General features: G+C 39.0%; 9 protein-coding genes and 4 pseudogenes. 9 read left to right on the forward strand and 4 right to left on the reverse strand.

Going from position 1 to position 15017, the window contains the following annotated elements; all coding sequences use genetic code 11:
• Positions 1 to 8 precede the first annotated feature (8 nt).
• Complete coding sequence (locus AC2TF5_RS03100; protein WP_491300821.1) at positions 9 to 2324, forward strand: ATP-binding protein; 2316 nt, start codon at positions 9 to 11, stop codon at positions 2322 to 2324.
• Positions 2314 to 3234, forward strand: coding sequence for a hypothetical protein (locus AC2TF5_RS03105; RefSeq protein WP_491300822.1), 921 nt, complete (start codon positions 2314 to 2316; stop codon positions 3232 to 3234). Before AC2TF5_RS03100 ends, AC2TF5_RS03105 begins: the two co-directional genes overlap by 11 nt.
• Positions 3235 to 3988: 754 nt before the next feature.
• On the opposite strand, the pseudogene AC2TF5_RS03110 reads toward AC2TF5_RS03105, so the two are convergent.
• Both AC2TF5_RS03110 and AC2TF5_RS03115 read right to left on the reverse strand, forming a co-directional pair.
• Positions 3989 to 4081: pseudogene (locus AC2TF5_RS03110) on the reverse strand (IS3 family transposase); the annotation flags it as partial.
• Between the two features lie 115 nt (positions 4082 to 4196).
• Positions 4197 to 5025, reverse strand: a pseudogene (locus AC2TF5_RS03115) (alpha/beta hydrolase family protein); the annotation flags it as partial.
• Between the two features lie 107 nt (positions 5026 to 5132).
• Between AC2TF5_RS03115 and AC2TF5_RS03120 the strand changes: the two are divergent.
• From AC2TF5_RS03120 to ltrA, 4 genes are all read left to right on the forward strand, one after another.
• Positions 5133 to 6548 (forward strand): sensor histidine kinase, encoded by a 1416-nt coding sequence (locus AC2TF5_RS03120; RefSeq protein WP_491300823.1) that lies wholly within the window; start codon positions 5133 to 5135, stop codon positions 6546 to 6548.
• Positions 6549 to 6977: 429 nt separating this feature from the next.
• On the forward strand, positions 6978 to 8054 hold the full coding sequence (gene rsgA, locus AC2TF5_RS03125; protein WP_491300824.1) for a ribosome small subunit-dependent GTPase A: 1077 nt from the start codon (positions 6978 to 6980) through the stop codon (positions 8052 to 8054).
• Positions 8051 to 9133, forward strand: coding sequence for a phosphotransferase enzyme family protein (locus AC2TF5_RS03130; protein ID WP_491300825.1), 1083 nt, complete (start codon positions 8051 to 8053; stop codon positions 9131 to 9133). Before rsgA ends, AC2TF5_RS03130 begins: the two co-directional genes overlap by 4 nt.
• 837 nt (positions 9134 to 9970) lie before the next feature.
• Positions 9971 to 11059, forward strand: a complete 1089-nt coding sequence (gene ltrA / locus AC2TF5_RS03135; RefSeq protein ID WP_491302793.1) for a group II intron reverse transcriptase/maturase — start codon at positions 9971 to 9973, stop codon at positions 11057 to 11059.
• A gap of 187 nt (positions 11060 to 11246) precedes the next feature.
• Here the strand turns inward: ltrA and AC2TF5_RS03140 are convergent, their stop codons facing one another.
• Complete coding sequence (locus AC2TF5_RS03140; RefSeq protein ID WP_491303036.1) at positions 11247 to 11738, reverse strand: hypothetical protein; 492 nt, start codon at positions 11736 to 11738, stop codon at positions 11247 to 11249.
• Here AC2TF5_RS03140 and AC2TF5_RS03145 point away from each other — a divergent pair.
• The 3 genes and pseudogenes from AC2TF5_RS03145 to AC2TF5_RS03155 all read left to right on the forward strand — a co-directional run.
• A complete protein-coding gene (locus tag AC2TF5_RS03145; protein WP_491300826.1) occupies positions 11639 to 11962 on the forward strand; it encodes a Cap15 family cyclic dinucleotide receptor domain-containing protein in 324 nt (107 codons plus the stop codon). The two genes, AC2TF5_RS03140 and AC2TF5_RS03145, sit on opposite strands and share 100 nt — an antisense overlap.
• A gap of 416 nt (positions 11963 to 12378) precedes the next feature.
• Positions 12379 to 13041, forward strand: a complete 663-nt coding sequence (locus tag AC2TF5_RS03150) for an ISL3 family transposase (protein ID WP_491300827.1) — start codon at positions 12379 to 12381, stop codon at positions 13039 to 13041.
• A 251-nt stretch (positions 13042 to 13292) separates the two neighbouring features.
• Positions 13293 to 13457: pseudogene (locus AC2TF5_RS03155) on the forward strand (IS200/IS605 family transposase); the annotation flags it as partial.
• A gap of 131 nt (positions 13458 to 13588) precedes the next feature.
• Here AC2TF5_RS03155 and AC2TF5_RS03160 read toward each other — a convergent pair.
• A pseudogene (locus AC2TF5_RS03160) lies at positions 13589 to 14869 on the reverse strand (IS3 family transposase).
• Positions 14870 to 15017: the final 148 nt, after the last annotated feature.

The following is a 15017-nucleotide window of genomic DNA, read 5'->3' on the forward strand; positions in this document are numbered from 1 at the left end:
TGATGAATATGGAAAAAGATACGGTTTCTTTTAAAATAAGTTCTGGATTAAAAAACCTGATTGGGAAAGAATTAATTACAGACGAACTTATTGCAATTTTTGAGTTAGTTAAAAATTCATTTGATGCACATGCGAAGAGTGTGAAAATTTTTTTTGAGAACATATATTCAACTAAGAATGCTCGAATTATAATTGTCGATACAGGAAAAGGCATGGACATTACGGATATAGAAGAAAAATGGTTGTTTGTAGCTTATTCAGCCAAAAAAGATGGTTCTGAAGATAATAATGAATTGGACGATTATAGGAATACGTTAAAGGGGCATCGTGGATACGCAGGAGCCAAAGGAGTAGGCCGATTTTCTTGTGATCGACTGGGTAGTAGACTGAACCTAATAACAATAAAAGATAAGCCAGAAGCTCTTATAGAAAATATTAAGATTAACTGGGAAGATTTTGAAAGAGATTCAAAAGAGGAATTTTTTGAAATAGAACTTGAACATAACGTACTTCAATTACATAACTATGATATACAGCATGGAACTATTTTAGAAATATTGGATTTACGAGATACATGGGATAGAACAAAACTTCTGAAATTAAAACACTCACTTGAAAAATTAATTAATCCCAATCAACAAAGTGATGAATTTTCAATTGAACTAATAGTCAATGAAGAGTTAGAAAAAGATGCTAAAACAAAAGATCCACGTAAGAAAATTAATGGCTTTGTAAATAATACTATCTTTGAAGTATTAAAAGTAAAAACAACTCGAATAAACACAATAGTATCTGAAGATGGAAGTAAAATAACTACCACGTTAGAAGATCGGGGAAAATTAATCTATAAAACAGTTGAGAACAACCCTTTTTCTATTGCAGGTGTTGAGATTGAGCTCTTTTATCTTAATCAAATAGCGAAGATGAATTTCACTAAATTAATGGGGATTCGTCCAGTAAGATATGGATCTATTTTTATGTATAAAAATGGTTTCAGAATCTATCCTTTCGGAGAAGTGGGAGAAGATCCTTTAAAACTTGATGCTAGAAAGACACAAGGACATAGTAGATATTTGGGGAATCGTGAATTAATAGGACGAATTGAAATAATAGACCATAAAGATTCTTTTATTGAAACAACAAGTAGAGATGGCGGTCTAATAAAGAATCACAATTATGAAGATCTTGTAGAATTTTTTTATGAAAAGGCTTTGAAGAAATTAGAAAGATATGTAGTTTATATTATAAGATGGGGTGAACCCTACAGACTCAATAAAGATGATGAGGAAAAGCAACCAGCGTTAAATCCTGAAGACGTAAAAAAAGATATTCAGGGGATTATAAAGAAATTATCCGCATCTGATGAGATACTTTCTATTGAATTCGATGATGATTTTTTAGCTATAATTGAAGAAAGGCAAGAAAATAGTGTTACAAGAACTCTAACTGAACTGACAGCAAAAGCTGTAGTTTCTTCGGATGACCCTGCTTTACATTTAGGGTTAGAAAAGCTAGGTAGAAAAGTAAATAAGTTAATTGATGAAAGAAATCAATTTGAAACAGAGACTGAGGAAAAAACTGTAGAGTTAAAGAAAACTACTAAAGAATTAGAGCAAGTTAATAATCAGAATCTGTTCTTAAAATCAATTGCTTCAGCTGATATTAAGGAGATTGCAAGTTTACAACATCATATTGACCATGGCACTGTAAAAATCATTCGTAACTTAACAAAGCTTGCTAATGCAATTGAAAATGATGCACCTAAATCTGAATTGATGAGATATGTTGAGAGGATAAGTTTAGAAAACAATAAAATTTCCACTATAGCAAGATTTGTTACTAAGGCAAACTTTAACACTACATCAAAAAGTTTAACGCGGGATTTAGTGCAATTTGTAAATGAATACATTGAAAATGTTTATAAAGACTACGAAGATCTAAGAATCAATAATCAAATATTAAGTGTGGATATTTTTACACCAGAGAATCTTTCGTTTGTGTGTAGATTTAAACCACTTGAAATCATAATAATTATCGATAATCTACTTAGTAATTCATATAAAGCAAATTCAAAAGAAATATCTATCTCGTGGAAGAAAAATTCTGATTCAGAGTTGTTATTTTATTATCAAGACGATGGTAAAGGAATACCTGATATTAATATTGATAAGATTTTTGAGTTTGGTTTTACAACAACTGATGGCTCAGGTCTTGGCTTGTACCATGTTAAACAGATGATTGAAAGTATGGGTGGAAATATAATGGTGAATAACAAAGTGGAAAAAGGCGTCCAGTTTATTTTGGAGGTACATCATGGCGCTTAACTACAAGATTTTATGGTTTGAAGATGACGTTGAAATAGTCGAAGAAAATAAAGAAGTATTACATGAAATGTTAGCTGATTATGGTTTAAAGTTAGAGATTCTCCATAAGGATAATGGAGCGGGTTTAGATAGTTACATTGATGAAGGATTTGATTTAATATTAACTGATTTGAATCTAAATGATGAAGACACGGGGGATAAAATTATAGCAAAGATTCGTGATCATAGTATCTTAACTGAAGTGCTTTTTTACTCTAGCAACGTTATAGAGATAAACAATATAATACAGAAACATGAATGGGTCGAGAGGGTCTCTTTTGCAGTTGGTGCTGGCCAAGTCCAAAATAAGATTAAACAATTAGTATCTCTTACCATAAAGAAGCTACAAGAAGTAAATACTGTAAGAGGATTGGTTATGGCTGAAACAAGTGATTTAGATTTGAAAATGACAGAGCTTTTGATGGACTTTTTTGATACTTTTAGTGATAGTGAAATTAAAAAGCAAGAGTTAATCGATTCAACCATAAGTAATAGAGAAGATAGACTTGAAAAATTAAAAAAAGCCCAGCCTGCTGACATTAACCGATTTTGTGAAAGACTTGATGCCGGGGATAGACTTAATGCTATTGTAAGACTTATTAAACATAAAGATAAAAAATTAGGTGAGGGGCATTTTAATAAGAATAGAGAAACTTTGAGTAAATATGTAGATGAGATACTAAATATAAGAAATGCTTTAGCTCATGCAAAGGAAGTTGTTGTTGATGGGAGAAAGGGAATTAAAAGTAGCATAAATGAGGTTGAGATATTTTTTGATGATGAAACATGTAAGAAAATTAGAAAGGATATAGGAAATCATAGAAACAACCTAGAAGATATACATGCTAAAGTACAAAGCTTAAAATCATAGCCAGTGCTCCTTGGAACTTTTTTCAAAACAAAAAGAGCACATAAGCCACTCAGCTTTAACATTATACAGCTGGCTCTCTAATGGAATATTGAAACAATTATATTGGCTACATTTAGGGCATTTTACCGAGATAGTTTTTTTCATAATAGCCTCCCTTTAGCTAATTGTATTTCCTTTTGGACAAAGAGAGATACCTTAATGAAGATATATATTTTTGATTTTTAAAAATATTCCTTAAGAGCTTGCAGTCTAAAACTTTATTATTAAGATTTGGAGTTTGATGCTTTGTTATTGTTACCCCAGTCTAAAACTTATTAAACAGAAATTATTTATTTTACGTTATCGTAAGTCTTGAAAATTAATAAGCTACAGTTTAATATTTTATCATTTTTGAAGAAATGGAATGGTGGAATTGTGAAATGTCAATAAAGTTATTTGATTAAAAATAGAATTGTTTAAAATACGCATAATTGAGATTACTACATGTAACTCGATGATGCGTATTTTATTAATCTATGGTGAAATATTATCCAATTAATATCAGTCATTGAACGGGAGATTCTGCAAAGTTTTGTTTCCGATTGTTGCCACAATGAGAACAGCGTTGTCAGCCAACGCCTGATGGCTGGAATCATCTATTGATTAAAATTTTCATTCACAAGCGTAGGGTCTGTCATTAATTTTGTGTAGACTCTTTGCCAAGGAATTCCCCCGAAGGGGAAATGGATTGTCAACACTAAATCAGACAACTTTTTTAAGCTAATTTTCTGTAGTTTACTGGGCTCATGTAGTCCAGCGTCCCGTGAATTCGATGATTGTTATACCAGTTTACGTAGTCATTTAGCTCTTATAAATCGCATTCACATCTGCCCCTGATTCAGTACTGATCGGTGAAACTGCTGCTAAGTCCGTAAAGCTAAATAGGACTCTACAAACAATTCATCACGATTTCCGGGCTCTTAACCATGTGCTTCCTTCATGAAGTTAATTGAAGCCTCGGCATTCATCAGCATAAATGGCTTTTCAGGACCATCTTTCGGCATAGGATCTCCATACAATCCGCCATCCATATCTAATGCTGCTTTAATTCGATCATCCTTCATTAACATAAGTTGCACCGCCAAAAGAGTGACCTAGTATACCGATTTTATCATAATCATTAACTCCGCAATGGGTTTGAAATTGTTATCAAAATCTCCTTTAATGACTTCATTTAAAACAAATGAGGCATCCTGCTCCCAAAGCTTGATACGATTGTTTAAGAATGTAATTGTATTTTCAATCGGTGTAAAATCAACACGGTCTCCATCAGGGAAAACAGTTGTTGCTGTATCTCTTGTAAAGTTGAGAGCTACTACAACATAACCCTGACTCGCTAATTCCTCTAGTTGGAATGTGTTCTGGCGACTATAAACTCATCCCATGCGCAAATAAAAGAAGTGGAAATTTTTCTTTTGCTTTTACCGGTGTTGCATCTTTATAAGAATGCGTTTCTGTCAATCCTAAGTGTGTTGTTGCAATATGTGGAAAGCCCTTTTTCAGCAGGATAATAAACCTGTACCATCAATTCACGATTCACCTGACTATTCAGCGCAACAAATTCTTTTCGTTTTTTATCAACTAGATGAAATGCTAGAGTCCCTACCGTATACACTCCTGTCGGCTCTGGAAATGCCATGATTGGGAAAAGCTTCGGTAATGTAAACATTGTAATAGCAGCTACAACAATTCCTGCACCTTTTATAATTATTATATCTAATTTTTCAAAACAACTGTGTTTTTCGGCTTCACAACGCTCAGGAGAAGCCGGATATTGCTTGATTTTCCATATTTTTAATATGCGCTTAAGGTTTGTTTGATATCTTAACTTACATATAAAACCAAAGGCGTTGAAACAAATGACATTAAAAACAAAATTATCATTGGTCCACTCTTTGATATTAATGGTTATGTTAATTGTTTTTGGGGTGGCACTGTATTTTTTCCTGCATCAATATATATATAAGGATATAAAAAAAAATCTGGCATATGAGGCTGGATTGGTTCGAAAATCAATTTCGTATGAGATAGAGATATCGAGAAGAGATTGGAACTTATTGATAAGCATTGATGAACGGGTTAGTCTCCAAAAGGGAATACTTTTTCAAATTACTAATTTTTTAAACGGTGCTATTCTTAAGTCTAGTAATTTAGGGTACTTAGAGTTACCTATAGAGGAAAAAAATGTAGCTACGGCTTATTTTGATACTGTATCTTTGTTAGAATCGCCTGTTTTGATCTATTCTGCTCCGCTAACTTTTAATGGTGATATTGTAGGGGTAGTACAATCAGCTGTTAATGTAAGCCAATTTGAAAATTTTTTTAAGATACTACGTTATGCTCTGTATATACTTACTTTGAGTGTCGTATTATTGGCAGTTGTATCAGGAAGGGTACTATCAAAAGTTACCCTAAAACCATTACAATCGATGATTAAGGACCTGGAGAATATAAGAAATACAGGTGAATTGAAAAACAGAGTATTCTATAAAAGGTCTAAAGATGAAGTTGGAACATTGGTTACAGCTATTAATTTTATGCTTGAAAGCATAGAGATCAATTTTGAAAAAATTAATTATATGTATATTAATCAACAACGATTTGTGGCGGACGCATCTCACGAGCTTCGTACACCATTAACGTCTATTTCAGGAAATGCACAACTCTTACAGAAAATGTGGTTGAATAAGTCAATCGGTGATCCAGAATTGGAGGATTCGATTGAATGTATTCATGATATCGTCGATGAAGCTGAGCGCATGAGAAAATTGGTTAATGACTTACTATTTCTCGCCAGATCGGACTCTAGGTTAAAGATAGAACTTCAAGAAATAGAGTTTAAGCCTATTGTGGAAAAGGTTATTCGGCAAGTCGATGTAATGCCTAAAAAAGTAAAATGGCTTCATAGTGATATCTCTGTGTTAAATAATGTAACCATCTTAGGTAACAGTGACTATGTACAACAATTGCTTTTAATATTTATAGACAATGCCTTTAAATATACTCTAGAGGGTTCAGTAGAGCTATCTTTTGCAAAAAACAATCGTATGGTTGGGATAATCATTAAAGATACAGGAATTGGATTAGATAAATCTGAAATCCCCTACATTTTTGATCGTTTTTATAGGGCGGATCATTCTCGAGGTAAAATCGAGGGAACTGGTCTTGGTTTATCTATTGCCAAATTTATTATTGATGAACATCATGCTTTTGTAGAGGTAACAAGCTCAAAAGACATTGGATCTATATTCACTATATGGTTTAGAGAATGTTGATGGACTTTATCCAAATATATACATACAGCAGAGAATATGGTATATTACTTATGTTGTACCGTAGTTTTATAAATGTGTAAAGGGGCTGTTTCGTAATGAAAAACGCAAAAACATTTGAGGTATCCCATACTTAAAACCGAATAAGGGCGCATGACTGAATTTTTACTGGGATTGTATCCCTTTATTCAGTATGCCAAAAAAGTAACCTTTCGTGAATATTGAAGCTTTGGTCAAAAGCAACGGTAGCACACTTCTGGGTGTGTTATTTTTATGCTCATTTTTCCTTCATCATTGGACCGCAGCAGACAGCCATGAACGGCTGCTTGCTGCGGTTTTTTTGCATTGCGCCCTGGACGGTAACAAAAGTATGGCCTGTAATGCGGTTTCTTGGACGTGGTTTTTCTTTACAAAAATAGCAGGGAGGCATCCATGAACACTTTTACACTACGTGACTACGGCTTCACGCCGCAACATGATCCACTACACACAGATGGAACCTACGCAAGGGTTACCGCTGTGCATAAACAACACTACAGCCTCATAACCGAGCAGGGGGAATGCCTTGCGCGACTGAAGGCGGGTATCTACTTCAACAACTGTACCGAAGAATTCCCTACCACCGGGGATTTCGTGCAAATTCAATATAATCCCGACGGCGAAAGCCTGATTATCAGAACGCTGCCACGCAAATCGAAATTTGCTCGAAATGACTTATCCGGTCATGCGGCTAACTTTGCAAAGACCATAAAAGAGCAGATGGTGGCCGCCAATTTCGACTACGTATTCATCATGCAATCGCTAAACCATGACTTCAATCCGCGTCGGATTGAACGTTATCTGGCTTTATCATGGCAGTCGGGCGCCATTCCCGTTGTCATCCTGACCAAAGCGGATTTGATAACCGATACCTCGGAATACCTTGCTGCGGTGAATCAAATAGCAATCGGAGTTGTGGTTTATGTCATTAGCGCAAAAACCGGTTACGGCATAGACGGACTTTCCGACTACCTCACAAAAGGGAACACTATTGTGTTTCTCGGCTCTTCTGGTGTAGGAAAATCAAGCCTTGTCAATAAGCTTGCAGGAAAGGAAATGATGACGGTTAGCGACATCCGCGAGGATGACAGCAAAGGCAAGCATACCACTTCTCATCGCCAATTAATTCTCCTGAGCAGCGGCGTTATGGTCATTGATACGCCGGGGATGCGCGAGCTTGGCATGTGGGAGGCCTCCGAAGGCATCCGTGAAGGATTCTCCGATGTGGAGCGTTACCTGGGTCATTGTAAATTCTCCGACTGTGGGCACGCAAGTGAGCCGGGGTGTGCCGTCAGAGCTGCCATACAAAACGGGGAGTTGCCGAAGGAGCGTTGGGACAGCTATCTCGCTCTCAGAAGGGAAGTCTCATTCGTAGAGGACAAAGCTGCCTATTTACGCAACAAAACGGCCCAGATCGTGGCTTCAAAAGTAATGGAGAGACAGCAAAAAAGAGGAGGAAAACATAGATGAGCATAACCTACCAAGCAGCGGCCGCAACAGCACAAAGTCTGTTATTGCCCGCAATTAAGAGACTATATGGTTTAGAGGACTACTCCTTTTCCCAAATTCCACCGCATGACGGCGGTAGAAATCTGGTGTTCACCTGCCATAAAGCAGAAGCACAGGATATGGTCATCCGAATCTCTTTTCTGGATGACCGCAGCAAAGATGACTTTCTGGGCGAGCTCGAATATATCTGTTATTTGCACGAACACGGAGGCAGTGTATCCAATGTCATCCACTCAAAGAATGGTCGGCTTCTGGAAGAAATTCAGCATGAGGGTCAAGTCTTCTTTATCTGTTTGTTCGAACGGGCCGCAGGGAAGCAGCTTGCGGAAAACCACTACCGTTATCGGGATGGAGCGCCACTGACCGAATACTTCTACAACTGCGGCAAAACGCTTGGCAAGCTGCACCAATTGTCCAAAGCCTATAAGCCCACCCGCCGGAGATACGATTTCTTCGATAAATACAATAAAACCTATATAGAACAAATAGTTCCCGACTTCTTGTCGCCGGCGGTCAAGGAGAAATTGTTCCGTATTCTTGAGCAATTGCAGGGGCTCAACAGGCATTCCGATCATTATGGCATGGTTCATTTTGATTACAGTGACGGAAACTATAACATCGATTACGATAACGGACAGATTACGGTATTTGACTTCGACAACTCCTGTTTCTGCTGGTACATGTACGACTTGGCGGGTCTGTGGGGACATGGCGTTGGCTGGATTCAATTCGAAAAAGACGTAAACAAACGGATGAAGTTTATGGAGGACTATTTTGAGACTGTTCTGGACGGCTATCGCTCTGAAACTGATCTTGATGATGCTATGCTGGAGCAATTGCCTTTATTTATTCAAACGACTATCTTGGAGAATATGATTGACGCATTTGAGGTGGCACAACATAACGGAGAGCAAGTGGAGTGCGACGAAGCATTGCTGTACCTTATCAAATGTTTGGAGGAAGACATCCCGTATAGAGGATTTTTCCACGACATTTATTCATTCGAAGCGCCTTTTCAATACGAGGAAAACAAGAGTTAACAGCGGTCATGGGCAGTGATGTATTGAATTAGGGATAAACCATCGGTTCTCTTCCCCTGATGCGGGTGATTGCGCATTGCGGAGGAACCGGTGGTTTTTCTTTTGGTTTGTTGCGTGCCCAGAAGCACGCATTATCTAGTTGGTGAAAGTCCAACCGAAGGAGGGTCCAAGCCACCTTCGTAGCTAGGACACCTGCGTATGGAGAAATCCATGCGTAGAAGCGTGTCGACGAAAGTACCTGTCAGAGACAGGGCGAGCAATATGCCAGGCCGTAACATAAAGTGAATCCTGCCGCGTCGTCAAAGAGGCCTCGCAAGAGGGAAAAGAGGGAGCCGAGTCTTGAGCAAATGGGCGAAGGCCAAGGAAGCTGTAAAGAACTTGGAGCAACAGCGAAAAACCCTCCGGCGTAAGGGGATCGGCATGGAATAAAAGATAATGCAGTGAACTGGGGAGACCCTCCCCTGCACAGAGAAAAAAATGTAAAGAGGTGCTCTATAAGCCCAGAAGGCGAAGTGAGTCATCTGCAGGAAGGGAGTCCGAGGGGCTCATACTACCGAGGAACGCAGGATAACACAACCTGCGGGAGGGAAGGGGCCCTGCTTTGTTCATGCTTTTTAAGGAGGTACGAGTGAGTGAATGCCCAAAGGCTAACAACACCAAAGGAAAAAGTTCAACAACTCCAAGGAAAGCTAGGTCATGCGGCCAAGGAAAACAAGAGGCGCAGATTTCACGCACTGTACGATAAGGTCTACCGGATAGACATTCTGTGGGAAGCATGGCAGAGGGTGAAAGGCCAACAAAGGCTCGGCGGGAGTCGATGGAGAAACACTTGCAGATATCGAAAAGCAAGGAGAACATTTCTTTATCCATGAATGCCAACGAATACTCAAGGAAGGTGAGTATCACCCTCAGCCTGTCAGACGGCATTACATCCCAAAGAAAGACGGGAAGCAAAGACCGCTCGGGATTCCCACCGTTCGGGACCGCGTAATACAGATGGCAACGAAACTGGTGATTGAACCAATCTTTGAAGCGGATTTCCAGGAATCCTCCTACGGATTTAGGTCAAAGCGAAGCGCGAAACAAGCGCTTGACCGAATTCGGAAAGCATGCAACCGCAAAGGTAATTGGGTGGTCGACGTCGACATCCAAGGCTACTTTGACAACATCAATCAAGAGAAACTCATGAAGCTGATGGAAATACGAATCAGCGACAGGCGTATCTTGAAACTCGTGAGGAAGTGGCTAAATGCGGGTGTAATGGAGGAAGGAAAGGTTAGGCGCTCAGACTTGGGTACACCGCAAGGCGGGGTCATTTCACCACTCTTGGCGAATATCTACTTGAACTACTTCGACATACTGTGGGAACGACATGGAAGCGGAATCGGGGAACTTACGCGTTACGCAGATGACCTCGTAGTCGTGTGCAAAACGAAGAAAGAAGCAGATCGGGCGTATAAACTGATAGAAGCTATCATGGAGCGTCTGGAATTAACACTGCACCCGGCCAAGACGCGCATTGTTGGACTATGGACAGGAGAAGACGGTTTTGACTTTCTAGGGATGCATCATCGGAAGACGAAGGCCGAAACCTCCAAAGGACAGGTGTACTACACAACACAACAATGGTTGACTCGGAAAGCGGAGGAACGCATCCGGGAAGTGGTAAAGGATCGTCTTGCCCCACCAAACATGCGGCACAAGTCATTTCTTGATCACGTGAAATGGTTGAATCCGAAGATTCAGGGGTGGCGAAACTACTACTACACAGCCTACAGTGGGCGAAAGCTAGCAAAGTTGGATTGGTACATCCTACAGCGATTTACAAGGTGGTATGCCAGAAAGAGACAGCGCAGAGGTTGGATGAGTTCGTCTCGAGAAGTTAAATATCTTGCCAGTCAATGTGGGCTCAAAACGCTCTTGTAATCTGCATGCACATGAATGACGAACATCGGAAAGCCGTATGAGGGAAAACCTCACGTACGGTTTGATGAGGAGGGGCAGAATGTTCTGCCCTTTACTCTAGTATGTATAACATACTTGCTAATAATCGATTCAATAATTTTGGAGTTGAAAAATCTGACAGTATCCCTATGCAGCTCTGAGCTGTGTTTTAATCTGGGCTAATGAAGCCCCAACTTGAGCTTGATAGTAGATACTCAATCATGTCCTGCTTTTTCTGTGAGCGGTAGTGAGGTATGCCATCAATCAAGCTTCCATGTCCATCACAGATGCAGCACATCGAAGCAAACATCAGCAGGGCAGCGTTTTCCAAGAGATTGAGCTTTCTTTCATAGCGATAGACCCGATAAGCGGAGGAGCCGATGGTCACCAGATCGGTATCCGATTTCGAGATATAAGAAGCAAAGCTTTTGAGCGATTGCCGAATGCCTTGGGGATAGAAAATACGGGTCGTTTTTAAACCGCTAATGACATGAAAGCCTCGCTCTGCGCACGTTTGAAGCACCGAAGACGACGGGTACCACGAGTCCATCAGCACGTAGGTTGGGTACTTGGACATCGGGATGGCTTGAATCATCTCGCAGGCCAGGTCAATTTTACTCGTTCCTTCCGGGTCGTAACGTTCCGCAACAAAAGGATACACCTCATCACCCGAACGAAGCAGAAGGATATATTTTAAGCTATGAGTATCAAAATGATCCTAATTATAACTCTGTAAACACAATGCAAATTCATCGTGGGTTTACTCGTCTAAGGCTTATGGACAATAAAATGGGACTTGAAGGAGAGTATTATACAGGAAGAGGTAGATTAAATTATGGGACAATGAAGTTCCAAAAGAACTTAAATATGGTTCGTTTCAAATAATCTGTCCCCTGAATATTCGATTTTAAGTAAGAAAGCTAAATGAATCATTTTTTAAATTTCCTTACTTAAATAACGTTATAAACTTTGAAGTTTCTAACTTTCTTTTCATGGTAATTTTTAGTGGTCCCAGACTTTTTTATTTATCGTGTTTATCACGTGCTGTTGCAAACCCAATAAAATCAACAAGATTAGTTCCAGAGATTTTTATCACCCGACAGCTGTTTGTATACAAATAATAAAGTTGTTAAAAAATTAGGCTCAATCCAAAACATAGTGCTTGAATAATAGAAAAACATCTGAACATTCCGTAAGATGGTTGTGCGACCAATCCAACTGTGAGGAATGACAGATGCACAATCAGTATACCGATTTTTTACTCCGACTGCCAGATGTAAAAACAAAACAAACTGGACATTTTGCCTGGTCGAAAGCTGGATGAACTGCGGATCTATGCAAAGCAGAGTCCTGCTTTTTTAGCGCTGCGTCCCGTGGCTGTTGTGATGGATTTAGCTCCGTATTACCACACCTGGATTCTAGAATGTTCTCCTGAAGCCATCCGTGTGGCTGACCGTTTTCATGTGCAGCGGTATGTCGTAGAGGCGGTTCAATCGATTCGCAAATCGATCACCCCTATCCTAGCTCCACAAGCGAAAACACATCTTAAGGCAAAGCATCGCCTTCTGAATCCTCGCGCGGAATCCTTGTCTGTTGAAAAGCAGCAAGAACTACGAGACATACTGGGATATTCCGCTTTGTTGAAGCAAGCTCATGCTTGGAAAGAAAGTTTCAGTCGATGGTACGATTGCTCACCAAATGTTCATACCGGCAAGCAATGGCTGCATCACTGGCTCGTTCAGGGCGAACAAATTCAACATCCGGCGATTATGCTTTGTTTGAAAACCATTAAAAATTGGAAAACCGAGATCCTGAATCACCATCGTTGTCGCTGGACGAACGCTGCGGTTGAGGGGCGAAACAACCGAATAAAAGCTTTTCAGCGTAGGCACTATTTTACTCGAAACCGCGAACGTTACGTGCAAGGTCTTCTCGTAGAATGCAACTACGCGCATTATGGTTAAAATTGAATCAAGCACTAACTTTGGGATGGAGCCAAAAAAGAAAGCGAATTTTGCTTAGAAATGCTAAGAAATATGTGTGCTTATGAAACCTTTAAAATAGGATAGACAATATTTATTTTAGAAAAAATATAGAGGACGTGTCTTTCATCCTAAGAGTTTCCAACATTCTTTACATGGTATTTTCTAGTGGTTCCACACTTTCTTTTTTGCTTGTTTATCACGTGCCGTGGCAAAGCAAAGAATTTTGGTGAAAATGGTTTTATGTGGAAACAGCAGGAAGAAACAAAAAAGTGATAGAAGAATATATACGAAATCAGTTGCAAGAAGATGTGGTAGCAGAACAAATGACGATGGAAGAGTATATAGATCCATTTACAGGAGAAGAAACAGGGGATAAACGAAAGAAGAAGGAATAGAGAACCTTTTAAGGGGTAGCCGGGAAAGTAGTGCGGTTGGTGAACTATTCAGAGCCCTTTGAAGGGCTGGCCAGTAACAAAGGCTTTCAGCTGCAGAGCAAACCACCCGTTCATGAAGTGATCCCATAAAGTTAGACAGGTATATCATTAGGCGACTTGTTGGGCATGAGTTTGTACTGTACCGGGCTCATGCTTTTTAGTTTTGCCTTAATTCGCTTGTTGTTGTAATAATCGATATATTTTGATAGCTCTTTTTTAAAATGTGCGATACTTTCAAATTCCTTTAAATACAGAAATTCAGATTTCATGATGCAAAAGAAGTTCTCAATGACGGCATTGTCGTAGCAGTTACCTTTTCGGGAGATGCTTTGATTGATGTTACGTTCTTCGAGGGTATGACGATACTGTTTCATCTGATAGTGCCAACCTTGGTCAGAATGAATAAGGGGCTTATCTTTATCTGTTAATCGACTAAAGCTTGATCTAACATCGTTGAAACAAGCGAGTAGACCGGCTTTGAACCGATCGTATACGTAATAATTTCGCCATTATAAAGATCTAGCATTGGAGATAAATACAGCTTTTCTCCAAATAATTTAAACTCTGTAATATCCGTAACCCACTTCTCATTTGGCTTTTCAGCGTAGAAGTTACGTTCTAATATGTTCGGTGCAATCTTGCCAGCCGTCCCTTTGTACGAACGATATTTTTTCATGCGTACCAAGCATTTTAATCCCAATACTTTCATCAAACGTTGTATCTTTTTATGATTTACATGGTATCCACGATTCACTAACTCGTCACGAATACGGCGATAACCATAGCGCCCCTCATGCTCCTCATAAATTGCTTGGATAATCTTTTTTAACTGCATATCTCTATCTGGCATACCAAACGTTTTTACCGCGTAATAATACGTGCTACGAGCGATATTTGCTAGCTGTAGAAGTGCTTTCACCGGAAATTCATTCCTTAGTTCATAGACTACTTGAGCTTTGTCTTGTTTGGTGATTTTTCTACAGATCCTTCTACTACGCTTGATTCTTTCGTTTATTAGATTTTTTTTTCATGGATGAGCGTCCCTTTTTCTTTGGTTGTAGAGCGTCCATTCCATGTAATTCTAAGCTCCTTTGCCAGCTTAAAAATGGTACTATGGCTCGCAATATTAAATATCGCAGCTGTTTCTCTAACAGACGTCTCAAATTCGTTCATATAATTAAGTACGTCTAGTACAGGATATGATGTATAGCCTTTTTTAAAAGCTTCATCACTATGATGCTCATATTGTCTGATCCAGTTTAAAAAGAAAAATGGTGAATGCCTATGGATTTTGCGATAACTTTCAAGCTGTCGGATCCCTTTTGGTAACGCATAACTGCTTGTATTTTTTCATCTGTACTGAATCTGGTCATATAAGAGGTGCAGTTCATATTATATAGCTGGTTTTTGTTTTAAAGATACATTAGAGACTCATTAAATCACTTATTAAATTCTTATCCTTTTGTTTTGAAAAGAACTTGTATCATTAGCAGAAAAGAGTAAGAACAAATATATTTGTAA

Source organism: Paenibacillus sp. JNUCC 34, assembly GCF_058269055.1.

Coding starts and splice junctions, on each gene's coding strand:
- AC2TF5_RS03100 (WP_491300821.1), top strand. CDS start 9: ATGGAAAAAGATACGGTTTCTTTTAAAATAAGTTCTGGATTAAAAAAC.
- AC2TF5_RS03120 (WP_491300823.1), top strand. CDS start 5,133: ATGACATTAAAAACAAAATTATCATTGGTCCACTCTTTGATATTAATG.
- rsgA (WP_491300824.1), top strand. CDS start 6,978: ATGAACACTTTTACACTACGTGACTACGGCTTCACGCCGCAACATGAT.
- AC2TF5_RS03130 (WP_491300825.1), top strand. CDS start 8,051: ATGAGCATAACCTACCAAGCAGCGGCCGCAACAGCACAAAGTCTGTTA.
- AC2TF5_RS03105 (WP_491300822.1), top strand. CDS start 2,314: ATGGCGCTTAACTACAAGATTTTATGGTTTGAAGATGACGTTGAAATA.